This is a genomic window from Stenotrophomonas sp. CFBP 13725 (genome assembly GCF_014841935.1).
In the GTDB taxonomy this organism is placed as follows: Bacteria; Pseudomonadota; Gammaproteobacteria; order Xanthomonadales; family Xanthomonadaceae; genus Stenotrophomonas.
The window spans coordinates 41,707-62,397 of sequence record NZ_JACYUV010000017.1 but is presented as its reverse complement, the minus strand read 5'-3'; the positions used below and the strand labels follow the sequence as shown (position 1 = coordinate 62,397).

At 65.3% G+C, this 20,691-nt stretch carries 19 protein-coding genes; all 19 read left to right on the top strand.

All coding sequences use genetic code 11. The annotated features are described in order from the left end of the window. The first annotated feature begins 28 nt into the window (after nt 1-28). The 19 genes from glyQ (at nt 29) to IFT65_RS17875 (ending at nt 20,689) form a co-directional block, all read left to right on the top strand. Nucleotides 29-943: a glycine--tRNA ligase subunit alpha gene (gene glyQ / locus IFT65_RS17965; protein ID WP_188325493.1), complete on the top strand. Its 915-nt coding sequence runs from the start codon at nt 29-31 to the stop codon at nt 941-943. Between the two features lie 69 nt (nt 944-1,012). Then, complete coding sequence (glyS, locus tag IFT65_RS17960; RefSeq protein WP_192082785.1) at nt 1,013-3,082, top strand: glycine--tRNA ligase subunit beta; 2,070 nt, start codon at nt 1,013-1,015, stop codon at nt 3,080-3,082. A 139-nt stretch (nt 3,083-3,221) separates the two neighbouring features. Next, on the top strand, nt 3,222-3,980 hold the full coding sequence (locus IFT65_RS17955) for a helix-turn-helix domain-containing protein (RefSeq protein ID WP_192082784.1): 759 nt from the start codon (nt 3,222-3,224) through the stop codon (nt 3,978-3,980). Further along, complete coding sequence (gene sctC, locus IFT65_RS18780) at nt 3,977-5,695, top strand: type III secretion system outer membrane ring subunit SctC (protein ID WP_192082783.1); 1,719 nt, start codon at nt 3,977-3,979, stop codon at nt 5,693-5,695. Before IFT65_RS17955 ends, sctC begins: the two co-directional genes overlap by 4 nt. Further along, nucleotides 5,682-6,815, top strand: a complete 1,134-nt coding sequence (gene sctW / locus IFT65_RS17945) for a type III secretion system gatekeeper subunit SctW (RefSeq protein ID WP_192082782.1) — start codon at nt 5,682-5,684, stop codon at nt 6,813-6,815. The genes sctC and sctW overlap by 14 nt, the downstream gene beginning before the upstream one ends. Further along, nucleotides 6,815-8,899, top strand: a complete 2,085-nt coding sequence (locus IFT65_RS17940; protein WP_192082781.1) for an EscV/YscV/HrcV family type III secretion system export apparatus protein — start codon at nt 6,815-6,817, stop codon at nt 8,897-8,899. Before sctW ends, IFT65_RS17940 begins: the two co-directional genes overlap by 1 nt. Then, nucleotides 8,896-9,279 (top strand): hypothetical protein, encoded by a 384-nt coding sequence (locus IFT65_RS17935; protein WP_192082780.1) that lies wholly within the window; start codon nt 8,896-8,898, stop codon nt 9,277-9,279. Before IFT65_RS17940 ends, IFT65_RS17935 begins: the two co-directional genes overlap by 4 nt. Beyond that, nucleotides 9,276-10,568 (top strand): FliI/YscN family ATPase, encoded by a 1,293-nt coding sequence (locus IFT65_RS17930; RefSeq protein ID WP_192082779.1) that lies wholly within the window; start codon nt 9,276-9,278, stop codon nt 10,566-10,568. Before IFT65_RS17935 ends, IFT65_RS17930 begins: the two co-directional genes overlap by 4 nt. After that, nucleotides 10,552-11,019 carry a hypothetical protein gene (locus IFT65_RS17925; protein ID WP_192082778.1) on the top strand — a complete coding sequence of 156 codons (468 nt, stop codon included), beginning with the start codon at nt 10,552-10,554 and terminating at the stop codon, nt 11,017-11,019. Before IFT65_RS17930 ends, IFT65_RS17925 begins: the two co-directional genes overlap by 17 nt. 662 nt (nt 11,020-11,681) lie before the next feature. Next, a complete protein-coding gene (locus IFT65_RS17920) occupies nt 11,682-12,134 on the top strand; it encodes a hypothetical protein (RefSeq protein ID WP_192082777.1) in 453 nt (150 codons plus the stop codon). Further along, nucleotides 12,131-13,063 carry a FliM/FliN family flagellar motor switch protein gene (locus IFT65_RS17915; RefSeq protein WP_192082776.1) on the top strand — a complete coding sequence of 311 codons (933 nt, stop codon included), beginning with the start codon at nt 12,131-12,133 and terminating at the stop codon, nt 13,061-13,063. Before IFT65_RS17920 ends, IFT65_RS17915 begins: the two co-directional genes overlap by 4 nt. After that, complete coding sequence (locus IFT65_RS17910) at nt 13,060-13,734, top strand: EscR/YscR/HrcR family type III secretion system export apparatus protein (RefSeq protein WP_274602826.1); 675 nt, start codon at nt 13,060-13,062, stop codon at nt 13,732-13,734. Before IFT65_RS17915 ends, IFT65_RS17910 begins: the two co-directional genes overlap by 4 nt. 43 nt (nt 13,735-13,777) lie before the next feature. Next, nucleotides 13,778-14,035: a type III secretion system export apparatus subunit SctS gene (gene sctS / locus IFT65_RS17905; RefSeq protein WP_188325482.1), complete on the top strand. Its 258-nt coding sequence runs from the start codon at nt 13,778-13,780 to the stop codon at nt 14,033-14,035. A gap of 5 nt (nt 14,036-14,040) precedes the next feature. Further along, on the top strand, nt 14,041-14,835 hold the full coding sequence (sctT, locus tag IFT65_RS17900; protein WP_188325481.1) for a type III secretion system export apparatus subunit SctT: 795 nt from the start codon (nt 14,041-14,043) through the stop codon (nt 14,833-14,835). After that, nucleotides 14,832-15,914, top strand: coding sequence for an EscU/YscU/HrcU family type III secretion system export apparatus switch protein (locus IFT65_RS17895; protein ID WP_192082775.1), 1,083 nt, complete (start codon nt 14,832-14,834; stop codon nt 15,912-15,914). Before sctT ends, IFT65_RS17895 begins: the two co-directional genes overlap by 4 nt. Before the next feature lie 30 nt (nt 15,915-15,944). After that, nucleotides 15,945-16,478: a SycD/LcrH family type III secretion system chaperone gene (locus IFT65_RS17890; protein ID WP_249405212.1), complete on the top strand. Its 534-nt coding sequence runs from the start codon at nt 15,945-15,947 to the stop codon at nt 16,476-16,478. Between the two features lie 190 nt (nt 16,479-16,668). Then, nucleotides 16,669-18,324 carry a type III secretion system translocon subunit SctE gene (gene sctE / locus IFT65_RS17885; protein WP_192082774.1) on the top strand — a complete coding sequence of 552 codons (1,656 nt, stop codon included), beginning with the start codon at nt 16,669-16,671 and terminating at the stop codon, nt 18,322-18,324. Between the two features lie 39 nt (nt 18,325-18,363). Then, complete coding sequence (locus IFT65_RS17880; protein ID WP_192082773.1) at nt 18,364-19,614, top strand: hypothetical protein; 1,251 nt, start codon at nt 18,364-18,366, stop codon at nt 19,612-19,614. Between the two features lie 67 nt (nt 19,615-19,681). Next, nucleotides 19,682-20,689 carry an IpaD/SipD/SspD family type III secretion system needle tip protein gene (locus tag IFT65_RS17875; RefSeq protein ID WP_192082772.1) on the top strand — a complete coding sequence of 336 codons (1,008 nt, stop codon included), beginning with the start codon at nt 19,682-19,684 and terminating at the stop codon, nt 20,687-20,689. The last annotated feature ends 2 nt before the right edge of the window (nt 20,690-20,691 follow it).

Genomic DNA, 20,691 nt, shown 5'->3' with positions numbered 1-20,691 from the left:
CCCCTTTCGCAGGCCAAGAATCGTCCGCATGTCCGCGACCACGACCGTTCCGATCACCTTCCAGGGTCTGATCCAGACCCTCAACCAGTTCTGGGCGCAGCAGGGCTGCGTGCTGATCCAGCCGCTCGACCTGGAAGTGGGCGCCGGTACGTTCCACCCGGCGACCTTCCTGCGTGCGATCGGTCCGGAAACCTGGAACGCCGCGTACGTGCAGCCGTCGCGCCGTCCGACCGACGGCCGTTACGGCGAGAACCCCAATCGTCTGCAGCGCTATTACCAGTACCAGGTGGCGATGAAGCCGGCGCCGGACAACATCCAGCAACTGTATCTGGATTCGTTGAAGGCGCTGGGCATCGACCCGCTGGTGCATGACCTGCGCTTCGTCGAGGACAACTGGGAATCGCCGACCCTCGGCGCCTGGGGCCTGGGCTGGGAAGTGTGGCTCAACGGCATGGAGGTGACCCAGTTCACCTATTTCCAGCAGGCCGGTGGACTGGAGTGCCGGCCGGTGCTGGGCGAGATCACCTACGGTCTCGAGCGCCTGTGCATGTACCTGCAGAACTGCGACAACGTCTACGACCTGGTGTGGACCTACGGTCCGGACGGCACGCCGGTGACCTACGGCGATGTCTACCACCAGAACGAAGTGGAACAGAGCACGTACAACTTCGAACACGCCGACGTGGAAGAAATGTTCCACCGCTTCGATGCCTGCGAGCGCGAGGCGAAGAAGCTGGTCGAACTGGGCCTGCCGCTGCCTGCCTATGAACAGGTGACCAAGGCCAGCCATGCCTTCAACCTGCTCGACGCGCGCCGAGCGATCAGCGTGACCGAGCGCCAGCGCTACATCCTGCGGGTGCGCGCGCTGGCCCAGGGCGTGGCCCAGGCCTATTACGAGCAGCGCGAAAAGCTGGGCTTCCCCGGCGCGAAAGCGCAGGCCTGAGCCCCGTATCTTCCCGAACACCCGGGCGCCGGCCGCGTCGCGCGCTGCGCCCCCAACTGGATTGAACCGATGAGCCATCTGTCTCCCCTGCTGATCGAACTGGGCACTGAAGAACTGCCGGTCAAGGCCCTGCCGGGCCTGGCGCAGGCCTTCTTCGACGGCATCGTCGACGGCCTGCGCAAGCGCGGTGTCGAGCTCGACCTCGGCGATGCACGCCCCCTGTCGACCCCGCGTCGGCTTGCCGTGCTGTTGCCGGGCGTGGGCACCGAGCAGCCCGAACAGCGCAGCGAGGTGCTGGGCCCGTACCTGAACATCGCACTGGACGCAGACGGCCAGCCGACCAAGGCCCTGCAGGGATTTGCCGCCAAGGCGGGCATCGATTGGACCGCGCTGGAAAAGACCAGCGACGCCAAGGGTGAGCGCTTCGTCCACCGCGCGGTGAAGCCGGGCGCGCGTACCGCCGAGCTGCTGCCGGAGGTGCTGCGCGAAGCCATTGCGGCCATGCCCATCCCCAAGCCGATGCGCTGGGGCGACCATGCATGGGGCTTCGCCCGCCCCGTGCACTGGCTGGTGCTGTTGCACGGTGCGGACATCGTCGACGCCGAGCTGTTCGGCCTGAAGGCAGACCGCATGAGCCGCGGCCACCGTTTCCACCACGACAAGACCGTGTGGCTGACGCAGCCGCAGGATTACGTGGAATCGCTGCGTTCGGCCTTCGTGCTCGTGGACCCGCAGGAGCGTCGCGAGCGCATCGTCGCCCAGGTGCAGGCGGCAGCCGCCGAAGCGGGTGGCAGCGCCCGCATCACCGATGACAACCTCGGCCAGGTGGTCAACCTGGTGGAGTGGCCGTCGGCCGTGCTGTGCAGCTTCGAACGCGCGTTCCTGGCGGTACCGCAGGAAGCGCTGATCGAGACGATGGAGATCAACCAGAAGTTCTTCCCCGTGCTGGACGATGGCGGCAAGTTGACCGAGAAGTTCATCGGCATCGCCAACATCGAGTCCAAGGACGTGGCCGAAGTCGCCAAGGGCTATGAGCGGGTGATCCGTCCGCGTTTCGCCGATGCCAAGTTCTTCTTCGACGAAGATCTGAAGCAGGGGCTGGAATCCATGGGTGACGGCCTGAAGACCGTGACCTACCAGGCCAAGCTTGGCAGCGTGGCGGACAAGGTCACACGTGTCGTCGCGCTCGCCGAAGCCATCGCGCCGCAGGTCGGTGCCGACCCGGTGCTGGCAAAGCGTGCGGCGCAGCTGGCCAAGAACGATCTGCAGTCGCGCATGGTCAATGAGTTCCCGGAGCTGCAGGGCATCGCAGGCCGGCATTATGCGGTGACGGGCGGCGAGTCGCCCGACGTCGCGTTGGCCATCGACGAGGCCTACCAGCCGCGGTTCGGTGGCGACGACATCGCGTTGTCCGCACTGGGCAAGGTACTGGCCATCGCGGAGCGGCTGGATACCCTGGCCGGTGGCTTTGCCGCGGGCCTCAAGCCGACCGGCAACAAGGACCCCTTCGCCCTGCGCCGCAACGCGCTCGGCATGGCCCGTACCATCATCGAAAGCGGGTTCGAGCTGGACCTGCGCGCGCTGCTGACGCAGGCCAACGCCGCCCTGGCCCCGCGCAACGTTCAGGCCGATATCGGTGAACTGTACGACTTCATCCTCGAACGCCTGCGTGGCTACTACGCGGACAAGGGCGTGCCCGCTGCGCACTTCAATGCCGTGGCCGAGCTGAAGCCGGCATCGCTGTACGACTTTGATCGTCGCATCGACGCGATCGGCACGTTTGCGTCGCTGCCGGAAGCCCCGGCGCTCGCTGCAGCCAACAAGCGCATCGGCAACATCCTGCGCAAGGCCGACATCGACATTCCCGGCCAGATCGATCCCGCGCTGTTGCAGGAGGATGCCGAACGCGCGCTGGCCGAAGCCGTCGCCGCCGCCATCGACGATACCGGTGCGAGCCTGCAGCAGAAGGACTACATCCGCGTGCTGGAGCGCCTGGCGCGCCTGCGGCCGCAAGTGGATGCGTTCTTCGACCAGGTGATGGTCAATGCCGATGATCTGGCGGTACGCGGCAACCGCCTGGCCCTGCTGAAGCGGCTTGCCGACCGGTTCGATGCGGTGGCATCGCTCGCACAGCTGTAAACACGCGCCACCACAGCGGGGCGCAGTGCACTATCAGGGGGCGTGGCAGGAGAGGCCTGTCACGCCTCGCTGCAATCTGTAAGAAAAATCGCAATTCGGCTCATAGCCCGACACGCGCTGACGCAACACCATCAGCGTCATGCCGCTTACTGCCTCCCCTCCCCAAGCATCACGCAGCCCTTCATCGGCCTTCCTGCAGCTGCTGCCGCGCCACGAGTCCGTGCTGCTCGTCGCCGGCAACGAGCCGGCCCACGTCCGTATCGGAGCCAGCTCCGCGGCCGCCCGCCAGCTACACCTGCTGCCCGCCGGCAACACGCTGCTGGTGTGTGCGGGTAATCGGCCCCTGACCTTGGGGGGCACGGGGTGGAAACCGCATCCCGTGTGCAGTGGCCTCAGCCGCCTGTTGGCGTTCCATGACCACGGCATGGACGTGCAGCGTCCGCTGCCGCAGGACAGGCGTCAGCCGGCCCTGCTGTCGACCGCGCGTGACCTGCGCGATGCGGCCGTCGCCCGCGACTGGCTGATGGAACACCTGCTGAGCGGTGACCAGAACGTCGCCCAGGTCGCTTCGGCATGGGCCGTATGCGAACCGTACCAGCTGGTGCGCTTCGTACTGGAGCACCCGGATCTTGGCGTACAGCAGCTGGCAGACCGTTATGGATTGTCGGTGGCGCAGTTCCGCCGCATCGGTCGAAAAGCGTTCGACCGCTCACTGAAAGAACAGCTGCGCCTGCTGCGCGCGGGACGCGTGCTGTATCGCTATGCCGATACCGGGCAGACCTTCACCCGGCTCTCTTCCGACTTCGGCTTTTCCTCGCCTTCGCACTTCTGCAGCGAGATCAAATCCCTGCTCGGCAGGTCGCCGCGCTCCATCTACCAGTCAGTCCATTCCCTGTGAACCCTACCTGCCGCACCCTGTCCCTGTTCGCCCTGTTGGTGACCAGCACGCTGCTGACGCCGCTGTCTGCCCAGTCGCAGACAACCGCGGACATTCCACTGGAAAACACCCCTATCCGCCATCGCGGCGAGCTCTCCGCGGACACCACCTTCGTGTCGCGTGGCGACGGCGTCAGCCTGTTGCTGCAGTCGGTGGCCGCGCAGATGAAGTTGCCGGTGATCGTCAGTTCCAGGGCACAGAAAAAGCGTATCCAAGGCAGCTTCAACCTGACCGAGCCGCGTGCACTGCTCGACCAGATCGCACGCGACGTCGGGCTGATCTGGTACAGCGACGGCCAGACCCTGTACGTGCACGACGCCAGCGAAACCCGCAACGCCGTGGGGCACATGCAACATGCGTCGCTGGCGGTGCTGGAAGATTTCCTGCGTCGTACCCGTCTCGCCGACACCCGGCATGCACTGCGTGGTGCAGCGGGCGATGGGACGTTCTACGTATCCGGCTCGCCGATGTATGTGGAGATCGTCCTCAATGCAGCACGCTACCTCGACGAGCTGTATCGGGGGGCCGATGCACGTGCTGAACATGTGGAAGTGATCACGCTGCGCAACAGCTTCGCGCAGGGACGGCGGTATGGCATGCGCAGCTGGGATACCACGCTGCCCGGCATGGCCGAGGTGCTGGCCAGCGTGCTGACCGACTCCGGTGTCAGCAACATCATCGTGCGACGACCCGAGCCCGACGCGCTGGTCGAGGATCCGAGCAGCGACGCCGCCGTGGCCACGCGACAGGGCGTGGCCGTGGAAGGTGACGCACGGCGCAGCGCAACGCGCGCGTCTGCCGGCGGCGCGTCGCCGCCGACCATCGTGGTCGCCTACCCGGAAACCAACAGTCTGATCGTGCGCGGCACACTGTCCGGCATCCAGAAGGTGAAGCAGCTGGTTGCCGAGCTGGATCTGCCGCGCAAGCAGGTAGAGCTTTCGCTGTGGATCATCGACGTCCAGAAGAAACAGCTGGACGCGCTGGGCGTGAAGTGGAGCGGCCAGGTGGGTCTGGGCGGTCGTCTGGGCCTGGGCTTCAACGGCGCCACGTCCACCCTCGATGGCGAGCGCTTCCTTGCCTCGGTGACTGCCTTGTCCGAGCGCGGGCACGCCAGCGTGGTGTCACGCCCCGTGCTGCTGACCCAGGAGAACGTGCTCGCCCATTTCGACAGCAACAGCACCTTCTACGCGCGCCTGCAGTCCGAGCGCGCCGCCTCGCTGGAAGCCGTGACCTACGGCACGTTGATCAGCGTGCTGCCACGCGTGTCCGCGGAAGGCGAAGTGGAAATGCAGCTGAAGATCGAAGACGGCACCTCCAGTGGCAAGGAAGTTGAAGGACTGCCGGTGATCAATCGCACCACGATCGATACGGTGGCCCGGGTTCCGCACCACCTCAGCCTGCTGGTGGGCGGCTACACACGCCACGAGCAGGCGCGGGATCGTACGGCGATACCCGGTCTGGGCCGTATTCCGTTCCTGGGTAATGCGTTCCGACACCGCAGTGATCGCCATCAGGAGTTGGTCAGAGTGTTTCTGATCCAGCCCCGGGTGCGGACACCGGATGATCTGCTGCCTGGCGCCGGGTTCAACGCCCTTGATGATCTTGCACTGCCCCTGCCGGCGCATCTCGAGCGTGTCCGCGGCAGCGTGCGGGAGGCTCTGCATGGCACAGATTGACGTGGGCGCCGTGCGCGCCCCTGCCTTGCCGCCGCGTGCTCGGCAGTTGCCTGTGGCAGCGCCGATGATTGAGGAGGAGCCTGCTTCGTCGACGACGGCCGCCCGCCGCAGCGACCTGCGGCAGGCGAGTGCGCTGCATCAGGCGCTGGCGATGAACGATGATCTGGCCGGTCTGGTGTCCAGCATGCGACGGAACCGCACCCGTGATGCCGAAGAGGCACCGGCGCACGCGCAGGCATGGCTGGACCATGTGCTGGATCCGGAAGGCCCCGAGAAGCTGGCCGCGCTGCGCCTGCAGGTGCGCCAGCTCGCTTCGGTGGACGTGGCCGCACTGCGCGCCCTGCTGATGAAGCTGTTCGCCGATCCGAGCGATGCGGTGGCGGCCCTGCGCACGCTGCGCTCCAGCCAGGAGCTGGAAGACCTCGCGCAGGTACTGGCCGAGCTGGAGCAGGAACTGTTGGGAGGACGGGACGCACAGGGGCGTGCGGTCCGTGCCGGCCTGAACGTCGCGCTGAAGGCGCGTCTGCATGCGAAACCCTTGGCGGCCACGCCTGTGCAGCTTCGGCAGACCTACCGGGAGTTCCTGGCATACGGCGAGCCGCTGGACAGCTACGAGGAATGGATCGCGCTGTACGGGTTTGAACGCCGCAGCCGCGTGGTGGACTTCATCGAACATGCCATGGCGGCGGACATGTATGCGCTGGATCCGTCCTGCTCGCGGGTGGAGTTCGGCCAGCTGCTGCAACGCGTGCGGCAGATCACCACCCTGCGTTCGGCTGATCACCTGCTGCTGGCCTGTTGTTGGGACGCCGCCATGATGCCGCGGATAGGGGTGAGCCAGCCCGACCTGCTGATCGCCCTGTTCGGCATGATCCGCAACGGCGGCGGGCTGCAGCCGATGTTCGATGCCGTCTTCGTGCAGGTGGCCGGGGTGCTGGATAGCGAAGAAAAGGTGCGCCTCGCGCAGGGGCTGCGGCGCTTTCTGAAATCCGTGCCGCATGGCCTCTGGTATGCCCCTGACCAGCAGGTGCGAGCACTGGATGAGGTGGAGGATCTGCTGTCGGCCGCGCTGAAGCGGGAACAGCAGCGTAACGGCAGCCGCCACTGGGTGGCCGTCTGATGGCCGCGCTGCAACATCCGGCCAACGGCCTGCGCCAGGTGGCACGGACCCTGCTGCGACCCGAGCTGGCGCTGGTCGTGCTGATGGCGGTGATCATCGGCATGTTGATCGTTCCGTTGCCCACGTTCCTCGTGGACCTTCTGATCGGCGTCAACCTGCTGATCGCGATCGTGATCTTCCTCAGCTCGTTCTACGTCGAGCGCATCCTCAATTTCTCCACGTTCCCGTCGGTACTGCTGTTCACGACGCTGATGCGGCTTGCCTTGTCGGTCAGCACCAGCCGCTTGATCCTGGTGGACGCCGATGCCGGTCATATCGTGTCGGCCTTCGGTGAGTTCGTGGTGGCCGACAATCTGGTGGTCGGTTTCGTCATCTTCGCCATCGTCACCATCGTGCAGTTCATCGTCATCACCAAAGGCTCCGAGCGCATTGGTGAAGTGGTGGCACGGTTCTCGCTCGACGGCATGCCCGGCAAGCAGATGGGCATCGACGCCGATCTGCGCGCCGAGTCCATCGATGCGGCTGGCGCAAAGCTGCGCCGCCGCGAAGTCGAAAAGGAAAGCCAGCTCTACGGTTCCTATGATGGCGCGATGAAGTTCGTGAAGGGCGACGCCATCGCCGGCATCGTCATCGTCTTCGTGAACCTGTTCGGTGGCATTGCCGTCGGCATGCTGCAGCACGGGATGGGCTTCCAGGAAGCGCTGAAGGTGTTCACCCTGCTGACCATCGGTGATGGCCTGGTCGCACAGATCCCAGCCCTGCTGATCTGCATCAGTGCCGGCTTCGTGGTGACCCGCGTCGGCGGCGACGAGGGCAACCTCGGTGCCAGCATCATCAAGGAACTCTTCAGCAGCCAGAAGGTGCTGGTCATCGCCGGCACCTTGCTGCTGCTGCTCGGCTTGCTGCCCGGGTTCCCGCTGATCATCTTCCTGACCCTGGCGGCAGGCCTGTTCGCGCTGGCAGCGTGGCGCACACGGGAGGAAGCGGCCGCAGGCACCGGCGAGGTCGATGCCGCCGGGCGCGCGATCGGCCAGGACGGCCGGCCGGCCGCGCCGGGCGCACAGAAGCAGCTGGGTCACGACGGCAAGCAGGTCAACGAGACCGTGCCGCTGCTGCTGTTGTTGCCTCCCGCCCATTACGCCACGTGGAGCAAGGCAGGCGTGGAGGCCACGCTGCGTGATCGCCTGCATCTGCGTGCCGGCATGCAGCTGCCTTACATGTTGATGCGTGAGCACGACGGCGGCGCGCACCGTGTCGTCGTCATGATCAACGAGATCACGGCAGCGAGCGCCGACATCGTGCTCGACCATGTCCGCGTGCTCGCCGACAGCGACGAACTGACGATGCTGGACAACGGCATCGCACTGCCTGCGCTTGGAGGTGGCCCGCCACAGTGCTGGATGCCCGCCAGCATGCAGGGACACCTGCAGAGCATGGGCATGGGCACGCGTACCGATCAGGAAGAGCTGCAGCTGCTGGTGCATGACGCCCTCATGCGCAACATCGGCGAGCTGTTTGGCATCCAGGAGACCAAGCATCTGCTGGACGAAACCGAGAAACGCTTCCCCGAGCTGTTGAAGGAAGTGCACCGCCACATCCCAGTCCAGCGCGTGTCGGAGGTGCTGCAACGCCTTCAGCGCGAAGGGGTGTCGATCCGCAACATGAAGATCATCCTGGAGACCCTCGCGCAGTGGGGCCAGCGCGAGAAGGATGTGATCCTGCTGGTCGAGCATGTGCGCGGCGGACTGGCGCGCTACATCTCATCGCAGCACGCGCGCGACGACCGCATCGCGGCCGTACTGCTGGCACCGGACACCGAACAGCTGGTGCGTGCAGGCATCCGCCAGAGCCAGGGCGCCGCATTCCTCAATCTGGACCCCGCACAGTCCGAACAGCTGCTGGATCGCATCGTGATCGTCTTCGAGCCCCTGCTGGCCAACCGCCCCGAGGCGGTGCTGCTGGTGGCACCCGACGTGCGCCGTTTCGTGAAGCGTTTCGTCGAGAACCGGCTACCGGGTCTCTCGGTCCTGTCGTTCTCGGAAGTATCCGATGCCGTCTCCCTTGATGTCGTGAGATCACTATGACCCTCAAAGAAACCCTCTGCCAGGCACTTGACCAGCTTGGCGCCAACTCCGGCGACTATCAGTTCGACGATCACTCCACCATCGTCATGTCTTTCGATGACGTCGGCGATATCTACCTCGACCCCCGTGACGGCGAGCAGGTCTGGTTATGGGGCATGATCGAGGAGGTCAGTGAACAGGCACGCAGCGTACTGGCCGAGCCGCTGTTGGCCGAGGTGATCCGCCCGGTAGGGCATTGGGACGCCGGTGCGATGGTGCTCCGCGCAGATGGGCGGGTAGGTGGCATGCTGCACCCCGAGTACGTGATCGAGCCGTCGCGGTTGGCCGAGGCGTTGCAGGACTTCCACGAATGCCTGGCGCGGATGCAGGCCATCCGATGACGCTGCTCCGGTCTCCCTGGCGCCCCGCCGCACATCCTGCGGCGATCATCGGGTCCATGCTGCGCGCGCCGTTGCCGCAGGTGGCGATCGGTGAGCTCTGCCGACTGCAGAGCAGTGCGCAGGATGATTCCTGCGCCGGCCTGGGCACCGTCGTGGCCGTCGAGCATGGGATGGCCTCCATCGGCCTGCTGCGCGACAGCGCGGGATTGTCCGCGCTGTGCCTGGTGATGCCGACGGGGCGTGGCCCGATGCTGACCTTGTCCGATCACGTGCTGGGCAGCGTCCTCGACGGCGAGGGCAACGAGGTCGAACGCTTCTCGGCGCCGGTGCTGTCGCATGCGATGACACGCCGGATCAACCGAGCTGCGGTCGACTACCGCCAACGCCGGTCGATCGACACTCCCCTGTGCACCGGCGTTCGGGCGATCGACGGCCTGCTGACCTGTGGCGAGGGGCAGCGCGTCGGCATCTTCGCTGGCGCAGGGGCAGGCAAGACCACGCTGGCCGAGATGCTGCTGGACAATGCCGACGTCGATATCAGTGTCATCGCACTGGTCGGCGAACGCGGCCGCGAAGTGGCGACGCTGGTGGAGCGGCTGCGTCGTTCCCCGCAGGCCGCACGTACCGTGGTCGTGCAGGCGACATCAGACACCGCGCCGGCGCTTCGCAGCCAGGCACCGCTGATTGCCACCACCATCGCCGAGCACTTCCGCGAACAGGGCGCCCGCGTGCTGCTGGTGATGGACTCGGTGACCCGCTACGCACGCGCATTGCGGGAACTTGCGTTGGGTGCAGGCGAGCCGCCTGCACGCCGTGGCTTCCCGGCCTCGGTCTTCGAGGCGTTGCCGCGCCTGCTGGAACGCAGCGGGCGCACCGAGCAGGGAAGCATCACGGCGTTCTATACGGTGCTGCTGGAAGACGAGCAGGACGCCGACCCGATTGGTGAAGAAGTCAAATCGCTGCTGGACGGACACCTGTATCTCAGCAGTCAGCTGGCCGGACGGGGTCACCTGCCTGCACTGGACGTGCTGCGCAGTGGCAGCCGCCTGTTCGGCACGTTGGCCGACCCTGCGCACCAGCAGGCGGCCGGCCGCGTGCGTGGCCTGCTGGGGACGCTGGACGACCTGCAGCTGATGCGCGACCTGGGCGAGTACACGCCGGGTGTCAGCGCTGTGTATGACAGGGCGGTCGCCAGCGAAGCCGCACTGCATGCTTTCCTGCGTCAGGGGCAGCATGAACGAAGCGCATTGCCGCACACGCTGGGAGCCCTGCATGAACTCGCCCGTTGACGCGCGTGGCTTGCGGTTGAGCAAGCTCAAGCAGGCCCAGCGCCAGCTCGCGTTGTTGTCGGCGCAGGCGCAGCAGCGAGCGGCGGCACAACGTCGCGAAGAAGCCGCCGCGCTCCGCGCATCCGCCGAGCAGACCCTGCACCTGGCTACCCTGCAACCGGAAGACGGCCTGACCCGCAGCCTGCTGTTTGATCGCCTGCGGGTGCTCGCGGTAGCGAGGGCCCATGCACTGGAAACGGGCCACGCCGCCGGCGACATGGAGGCCGACGCCACGCGCTGCGACGCCGCAGAGCGCGTGCAGCGTGAACGGGCTGCGCTGCAGCACCGGAAGCAGAAAAAGCTGGAGCACTGGCATGCGCAGCAGCGCCGAGCGACCAACCGGCTCCGCGAGAGCCGTCTTCACACTCAGACACTGGATGAAATCGCATGTCGACGCCGCTCCCCGCGCTGAATTCTCCGTGCGCTCCTGATCACCTTGACCGCTCCGCACCGGATATCTCCGTCGTGCCGCTGCTGCGTCGTATCCGGGAGCAAGCCGTCGTCTCCGGGCCTGACGATGAGGACCGCACGGGTCGTGACGACGACGGCATGGAACCGGCAGCCGAAGATAAGCCCGCCGATTCCATCACAGTGGACGGCAATCTCTTCCTGGCCACCGCGCAGGCAAGACGACTGCCGGATGGCTTGAGTCCACGATCCGCCCCCTGCGCTGTCGGAACGGTGGTGTCCACCACGCTCGAAGGGATGCTTTCTTCCATACCCCCTCAGCAGGGGGAAAAACAGCGCGGCGAACTTCCCCTGCGCATGCCCAAGGGCACAGCAGCCGGCCCGGTGCGGGACGACACCATGCGGGGCAGGCGTGCTGACACAGCCCAGCCGGTGGGTGTCGTCACGTCCGGCCTCCCTGATACGCCGTCTCCATCTCCATCCCCGTTGCCCTCTCCGGTTGCCGACGCGCCGACGCGACCGTCCGACGGATCGGCACGCCCGCAGCGTTTGCCAGATGCCCCGCCTGTCATCGGGGAACCCTCCGCACAACGCATCGTCGCAGCACCCGTCCCCGCACCTGCAGCACTGTCACCGGACGTGGCTGAGACGGTTGCGCCCCCAACGGTGGACCACCGCCTGCGCGAGCCGGCCGATGCACGCAGCCCGGCATTGCCGCTCACGTCGTTGGTGGACACGTTGTCCACTGCGCGGGAATCCACCGTGTCAGCGCACGCAGCCCCCCGCACGCGGACCCCCGGCACCGCGTTCAGATCGATAGCTGAGCTGAAGGAGCTGCCCACCCTGCACCGTCCGGTCAGCGTCACCGTACCTTTCAGCAGCTGGGGGCCAGGTCACCAGGTCACCGCAACGTGGATGCCGACGGCAGTGCCGGGCACCGCACCGGCGGCCATCACGCTGCGCAGCAGCAGTGACGCCGCCCAGCGCGCAGTAGACGGCGCGCTGACTGCCCGCGATGGCGGCGTGCCAGGCACGGTAGAGATCCATCGCGCGGATGACGCCCACGATGATCGGGAAAAGCGTGGCAACGTGCCTCGCCTGCCGGAGGATGAGGAATGAGCCAGCGGTTTCCTTCGCTGGCCGTGGTCGATCCACAGGCGCTGCACGTCCAGACCCTGCTGCAGTCACTGCATCTCAGTGGCGTGCGTAGCGTCGCCAGCCAGCCGCCGGCGACGCCCTGCCTGCGATTCCAGCTGAACTCCGGTGCGCTGCGCATGACGTGCCGTGTCGAAGCAAACGCGTGGGCGGCCGTGCACCTTCCTGGCCTTGGTGGTTTCGACTGGTCTGCCATGGCGCCGCAGGTTCTGGCAGGACTGACCGCGGTGGCCCGCCCGTTGGAGTTCGTCGATGCCGTTCTCGACTACGCCACCGCGCGTCCGCTGCCTCCGGACAACCAGGGCCTGGCATCGGGACCGTTGCCCCGCGTGTTGGCTGCCGAAGGGGATGTCTGGATTGAATCGCTGACCGGTCCACTTCCCGCCGCGCGTCAGCCGTTACCCCTCCCGGTCGGTCTGAAGGTGCCCATCCGCCTGCAGCTCGGCGAACTCAGCATCACCCCGCGCCGACTGCGTCGATTGCGGTCCGGCGACATCGTGCTGATTCCCGCGCCGGTCCTTCGCGCATGGCGCGGCACCTGCCCGCTGTTCGACTTCACCCTTGATACGGATGCTTTCACCGTGACCATCGTCCACTCTCCCTTCGACCCTGACCTCGACGTGCCCGACCCGGGCCTGCACGCTGACGATCCGCTGCTGGATATGAAGGGTCTGAATGACCTGCCGCTGGAGCTGCATGTCCAGCTATGCCGCCTCACCCTGCCCCTGGGTGAGCTGGCCGGCCTTCGCGAGGGGAGCGTGGTGCCCTTGCCTCAGCAGGCAAGCCAGCAGGTCGCGCTGGTGCACAACGGGCACCGCATCGCCACCGGTGCGCTGGTGCAGGTGGGTGATCAGCTGGGCGTACAGCTTGCGCAGGTTCCGAGACTGACATGAGCGTCATGCACATCAACAACGATGTGTCGTTGATCGCGATACTGGCCGCCGCCGCGGTACTGCCCTTCGTGGTCGCGGTGGGAACCTGCTACATCAAGTTCAGCGTGGTGTTCACGCTGATCCGCAATGCGCTGGGCCTGCAGCAGGTGCCCTCCAACATGGTGATCAACGCGTTGTCGTTGATCCTGGCGTTCTATGTCATGCATCCGATCGTCAGTTCAGTGCAGTCCGCCTATCAGGAGCTCGAACAGCCCTTGAATACGGTGCAGGAGACCGCCGATTTCCTCGACAGCAGCCTGGGGGAGTATCGCGCCTACCTGGCACGTCACGCCGATCCTGAACTGCTGCGCTTCTTCGAGCGCGCCCAGGTCACCGACGGCGCAGACGTACCTGCTGCGGACACGGCAGCCGAGGACCGCTCGCTGTTCGCGCTGCTGCCTGCCTACGCACTGAGTGAGCTGAAGGACGCCTTCCTGATTGGCTTCTACCTGTATCTGCCTTTCATCGTGGTGGACCTGATCGTCTCCAGCATCCTGCTCGCTCTGGGCATGATGATGATGAGCCCGGTGACCATCTCCGCGCCGATCAAACTCATCCTGTTCGTGGTGCTGGATGGCTGGAGCCTGCTGTCGCAGGGACTGGTGCTGCAATATCTGGACGTGCCGGCATGACGCGCGCACTGTCCGTGAGCGCCCGCGGCAACGGAGCGCTGCAATGAACGAACTGATCAACATCGGCAACAAAACGCTGATGCTGGTGCTGTTGCTGTCAGCCGGCCCGGTCATCGTGGCGACGCTGGTGGGCCTGCTCATCGGTTTGTTCCAGACGGTGACCCAGTTGCAGGAGCAGACGCTGCCGTTCGGCGCGAAGATGCTGGCGGTGGTGCTGACCGTGCTGGTCATGATGGGCTGGATGTCGCGCACGCTGATCGACTTCGGCAGCCTGGTGTTCGGCCGCGCGCTGGGGGTGTAGCGCTGATGGGCCTGACCCCGCTGGACACTGCGTTCATGCAGGCAATAGGCGACCACGCCGTGCCAGCCACGCTCGGTCTGGCACGGCTGCTGGCCTGCTTCGCCTGGCTGCCCTATCTATCCAGCGGGGCCATGCCCTCGCGCATGCTGCGAGTCGTCCTGGCCTTGGCGGTACTGATCGGCCTGTGGCCGGTGACAGAGACCATACAGCGACCGCTGGACATGCCCTCCCTCGGACTGGCGGCGATGCGCGAGGCCCTGATCGGTACGGTGCTGGGCGTGATGCTGGCGCTGCCGTATCACGTCTTCCATGCCATCGGCTCGGTGATCGACACCCAGCGCGGTGCCGGCGTCGGCGCGATGCTCGACCCGCTTACCGGCGTGGAAGCGACGGAGATGGCGAACCTGCTGCAGATGATGAGTGCGGTCGTCTTCCTGGTGGCCGGTGGGCTGGTGCCCCTGCTTGAAGCGGTCCAGGGCAGCTATGTGCTGGTGCCCATGGGCGGCGGCTTCCTGCCCGACCTGCCGAGCATCCATGGTTTCATGGATATCGTGCTGTCCGCCGCGATCCGCATGGCGGCCCCGGTACTGCTGCTGTTGTTGCTGGTGGAGATACTGCTGGGCGTCATCTCGCGGTTCGCACAGCAGCTCAATGCATTCTCGGTTTCGCTGACAGTGAAGTCGGTCATCGCGTTCGCCGCGATGCTGTTGTACCTGATGCTGACGATGACCGAGCAGGTGCCGGCCCTGTGGCGGCAGTATCCGGTACTGCGTGCTCTCGTTCCGGGCGATGTGCCGTGAGCTCCGGTGCAAGCGAGAAAACCGAGAAGCCGACGCTTCAGCGACTCAAGAAGGAATCGAAAAAGGGAAAGTCCTTCAACAGCCGTGACCTGGTGGCCGCCAGTGTGTTGTGGGCAGGGCTGCCGGCGATCGGACTGCTGAGCTCGTTGCTGCCATTGGCAACGCTGTACGTGGACATCGTGCGCGGTGGTTTCGCGATCACACCAACGGCGGCCGTCCTGGCGGCATTGCGGGCATTCCTGTTGGCGCTGGCGCCCACGCTGCTGGCCGCCGCGGTGGCGGTGGTGCTGTGCTCGCTGTGGATGAGCAAGGGGAGGATCGCCTCCGAGGCCATTCGTTTCGACCTCAACAAGCTCAATCCAGTCAACGGCTTCAAGAATCTGTTTTCGTTCCGCGTACTGAAGGATCTGCTGCGCAGCGTCCTCTACCTGGTGTGCTGCGGGTTGTTCGCCTGGCTGGCCTTGGCGCTGTGGGGTCCCGATGTCCTCAGCCAGATCCATGCCAGCGACACCCAGCTGGCCGCGCTGTGGCGACATGTCGCGATGATGTTCGGGCTGGGCCTGCTGCTCGCCCTGGCACCCGTGTATCTGCTTGCCGGCTGGCTGGACCATTTCCTGTTCATCCGGGAAATGAAGATGGAGAAGCACGAGGTCAAGCGGGAGAACAAGGAAAACGACATCAAACCCGAGCTCAAACAGCGGCGGCAGGAAGTCAACGACGAACTGTCCGCACAGGTGCAGGCCGATACCCGCGGCTCCACGGTCGTGCTGGCCAACCCGACCCACATCGCCATCGGCATCTTCCTGATGGATGACGACATGCCGATGCCCTTTGTGGCCGTGCGCGAGCGAGGCGCCCGCGCGCGCAAGGTGATCGCGCTGGCCGAAGCCAACGGTGTACCGGTCGTGCGCGATGTGAGGCTGGCGCGCGCCATCTACTTCAGCACGCGACGCTACCGCTTCGTGCGTGACCGCAGCATCGAGCCGGTGATGCAGATCGTGCGCTGGCTGCGCGACGTGGAGCGTGCCGGGCAACCCGACGCGGACGACGACCCGCCGCCGCCGCCTCTGTCCCACTGAGTATCCACCGCCCACCAACTGGAGCACTACATGACCATTGACCACGATCCCACCCGCGCCCCGACAGCGGCAGCCGACGAAAGCGAGATGACCCGGATGATCATGGAGGGCCTGCGCGAGGGAGCGACCGTTGCGGACCTGAAGGGGGTAACCCGTGACACCCTCGAAGGCGTGTATGCCATTGCCCACCGCTTCTACCAGAACGGACAGCTGGACGAGGCGGAAGCGTTCTTCCGGTTCCTGTGCCTGTATGACTTCTACAACGCCGACTACGCGCTGGGCATGGGTGCCGTGTTGCATCTCAAGCGCGAATACGAGAAAGCCATCGGCATGTACGCGGTCGCGCAGGCCCTGGATCTGACCGACGATCGCCCGATGTTCCATGTGGGCCAGTGCCACTTGGCGCTCGGTCGGCTGCGCAAGGCCCGCGAGTGCTTCGAAGCCGTCGCCGGACGGGCGGCGGGGAGCGAGTTGGGCACCCGTGCCGAGGCCTATCTGCAGGCGGTCAAGGGCGACCGTAAACCTGGTTCAGAAGATTCCACCGGCTCCAGTGGCGAGGGGTGAACTCCACGCCTTGTCATCCGTACGCCACCGCCTGAAGAGCCGGCATTCAAGGATGGAAACTGAAAGCCGTGTCGGTCTGCCATCGGGATACTGGGCCATCTGAACCAACCGTCGCCCTGACAGCCCCGCGATGCAGCGGACCGGCTTACCGGTCCTGCGCCAGCCGAGCGCCACAGCAAGAGGATTTCCCATGAGCATGCCCCTTTCACCCGCGCCAGCGCCGCTCCCCCTGGTGTTCCGCCGTAGCGGCCACGAGTCCGCCATCCAGGCAGCGAAGGGCTTTGGCGCCGGAGTTTCCCCCGCGCAGGTTGATCGGGTAAGTGCCGAACTGTTCGCTACCTTCGCAGCCAGTGCGCCCCGTGCCGAAGGGGCGACCCAGGCGCAAAAGGACGCCGCTACCCTGCGCGCGCCAGACCTCGCCCGACTTTACCGTGCGGCGGGGGACGAGGGCAGGCGTATGTCCCCTGAGAGCCTGCTCACTCTGTTGCTGGGCAATCTGCAGGAACTTCTTTCCGACCAGCGATCCAGCCGGATGGAGCAGAGGCTGCAGGCTTACCGCGCTCAGCTGCAGGGGCGTGCACAGCACGCTGGAGACCTGTCAGCGGCGATGCAAGCAGCCCTGGATGCTGCGACGGCGGCGCAGGAGGCCGCGGGCGCAGCGGCAACCGAAGCAGGCGCCCAGGAAGGCGCGCTGGAGGCGGCGCGTGAACACGTCCAGCGGTTGCAGGGCGAGCTGGATGAACTGGACCCTGCCGATCCGGCACATGCAGAGAAGCAGGCCGAGCTCGCTTCAGCGCGCCAGGTACTGCAAGAGGCGCAGGGTCGCTTCGACGCCGCGTCGAGCGCACTGGACGAAGCGGTCGCGTTGCTTGATGTCCGGCTTGGGTACCTGGATGAGCAGGAAGAAAGGCTGCGCGGCTTCAATAAAGGCCAGCCAACGGCTACGGGTGATGCAGAGCGGAAACTGAACTCCAGCGACACGCTCACGATGCTGATGGCAGTCATCAGTCAGCTGATGGGCAAGCACGCCGACAGCACCCTGAAAAGCATGAGCGAGTTCACGATCCAGACCATCAAGGCGCGGCAGGCGAAAGAACAGGAACGCATTCGCCAGCACGAAGAAGAACTGCAGCGCGCGCGCGATGCAGAGAAGAAAACCGGGTGCGTCGGCAAGATATTCGGTTGGATCGGCGCGGCGGTCGGTGCCATCGCGAGCATCGGGGCCATCGTCGTGGGCGCGTTGCACGGCAACATCGCGCTGATCGCCGGCGGCGTGATGGGCATGATGCTCACCATTGACAGCATTGTCGGCATGACCACGGGTGTGAGCGCTGTCGGTATGGCAGTCGAGCAGGTGAGCAAGGGCATCTCTGCAGCGCTGGTCGCATTCGGGGTCCCTGAGGCACTGGCCAAGCAGATCGGATCCATCGCCGCTACGGTAGTGGTCATGGTGGCGATCATTGCGGCGATGGTGGTTACCGGCAATGTGGCGGCCGCAGGCAGGACGGCCGCCAGCACGGTGGCGTCAACGGCGCGGATGATCGAACAGGCGACCAAAGTCATGCAGTTTCTGGCCCAGCTGGCGGGTGCTGTCGGCCAGACCGTGCACAGCGTCGGCCAGGTGGTTGTGGCCGGCATCATGATCGAGGTCAAGAAGCTGTTGAAGTTGATCCAGGAAAGCCTGTTCGGCGATCAGGTGCTGCAGGACATGATGCGGATGATTGCGGAAGCAGGCAGCCGTACGCATCGTCTGGCGTTTGAACTGGTGGCGCAGATGAGCGAGGTCCAGAAGGACCGCGCAGAGACAGCAGCCCACGTCATCGGCCATGTGCGCCACCGCGCCTGAGCGCGGTCACTTCATTCAATTCCCCAAGGAACACTTTCAATGGCACAGATAACTTCCATCCTGCAGCCCGCGCTGCAGCGCTTCGCCCTCGCACCGAATACCGCTACGAAACCGTCAGCGCAGGACGAGGCGCAGGCCGAACGTGCCGCCGATATGGCGACCCGGCAGATCGAAGGGTCGCGGCAGGATCCTCCGCGCCGTTCCGCGCCGGAGCTTGCCGAGCCGGTCGCGTCCGTGGCCGGTTTCGCTGGGCTGGGCGCGTTGCTGCCGCTGATCGCTGGCCAGCATCCGGCGATGGTGCCGGGTGCGACCGCCGAGGCGTTTGCCGTGCTGCACCGGACTGCAGCAGTCTCGGCGGCCGACACTGCCGCAGATGGTATGCACCCCGTGCAGGTGGTCGATCAGTCCCGGCGGTTGATCGGATTGGCGACATCCGATGGGCAGCTTGCTCTGCCTACCCGTGAGGACCTGCATGCGCTGCGCCGCGATTTGCCGGAGGCAAGTGCGCTGCTGGACGAACTGGATCAACTGCCGGATGAGAAGCTGACGTCGGGTCTGGGCAGCAGCACCCGCACCGATTACATCCTGCTGCTGGTGGCGTTGTTGATGCAGATGGGGGCCAGTCAGCGCGAGCAGGCGGTGGCCATGGTGAAGTTGGCCGAGCAGTCGGTGAGCGCGATGACCGGCAGCATGGTGGCATCGGCGAAAGCAACGCAGTCCACCAAGATAGTTGCCGCTGTGGTTGGCGGGTTGATGGCCGGCGGCGGCGTCGCCCTGGGTGGGGCTGCCGCTTACAAGGGCGTGCAGAACCTGCGCACCAACAAGGCGACGGCTGATGCTGCCACGGCCAGCGCCAACCGTGCCAACAGCCAGACGGCTGTGGGCATGAACAACGCACCGGCCGGTCCCAGCGCGCGTCCGCCCCACGTGGAGGCGTTGCGGCAGCGTCCGCAGACTTTGCAGGAAACCGCCGCAGTGCACGAGACCGAATTTGCCGTCAACAACACCCAGATCGGCGTGGTGGCCAACGCCGGCCAGGCAGTCACCCAGACCAGCATGAGCGTGGGCGCCGTCGCCGGATCGCCGTTTGATCTGCAGGCCACCGCACATACGGTGGATTCCGAACGTGACCGCATCAACAAGGACATCGAGGTCGAACTCGGCAGCAAGATCAACCAGGACGCGAACAAGAGCAATGAAAGCCAGCAGGCGACGTTCAACACCTTGGTCAACCTGGAGCAGGAAAACCAAGACGGAGTGAAGCACGTCATCAGCAACATGGGTCGGTGATCACGCGTGTCTTCATCCGGGCCAAGCCGCGCTGCCGCGCTACACCTTTCACCTTATTGAGCTTCCCATGAGAATCGAATCAAGTCCTATCCCCGCAGCTGTTGCGACACCGTCTGCTTTTCGCGCCGGGCCAGACGTATTGATGGAAGTCACCAGCGAGCGAGCGCCCTCTTCAACGCGGGTTCGCTCGTCGCCCCTGCTGGCCTTTCTCGATACGCACGCCCACAGCAGCCTGCCTGCTGCCAAAGTGGAGTCGATGCTTCAGCTTGCGATCCGTCAGGAAGCACTGTTCCTGGTCAAGAAACGCGAACAGACCCTCGACGCCCTGTGTCATTCGCCGTGGCCCTCCATAGCTGACGCAGATTCCGGCGATGCGCAGGCACAGAGCATCGTGCAGCAGGCTCGGGAAATCCTGGCCGGGCTGCTGTCGGTCGATGAAATCGAAGTTGCCGAGCAGCGAGCAGGGGGCTCACACAGTGATTTCTTCAAGGAAATCGCCGACCTGATAGGCCGGCTTGATAGTGAGTGGATCCGTAAATACAGCAGTCTACTTGCAGGATACGTCGGCTTCTACAAAGAGCTGACCGATATCCTGGCCGATCTCAAGGCCAATCTTGGGACACCGGACAAGGACGGTAACGTCAACGTCAACTTCACCGCTTTGCGCGCGAGGTTGGACAAGCTGAAGGCCGACTGGAAAAACAAGGGGTTCGGTGAGGTATTCGGCACTGAGGCGGCAGCGAAGCAGTTCCTCGCTGAGCTGGGTATCGAGGGCCTGACCGTCGTTAAGGTCAAGCCTGGCGGTGGCTGGCAGATCAGTATCGATACGGGCCTGATCGATTCACTCACACACGTCTTTCCCCGGAAAGTAGGTCCCATCAGCGCGAGTGCGCTGAATGAAATGATGGCGCAGAAAGAAGTGATGATGGAACGTTTCAATTTCATCAACCGCGCGCTTCCGGAAAAGTACCAGCGGCAGCTGCAGATGTGGGATTCGTTGGTGAAGATCCTCAGCAGCACCATCACTGCGGTCACCGATGCGGATCAAGCGTTCATTCGGGCAATGGCCGGCTGACA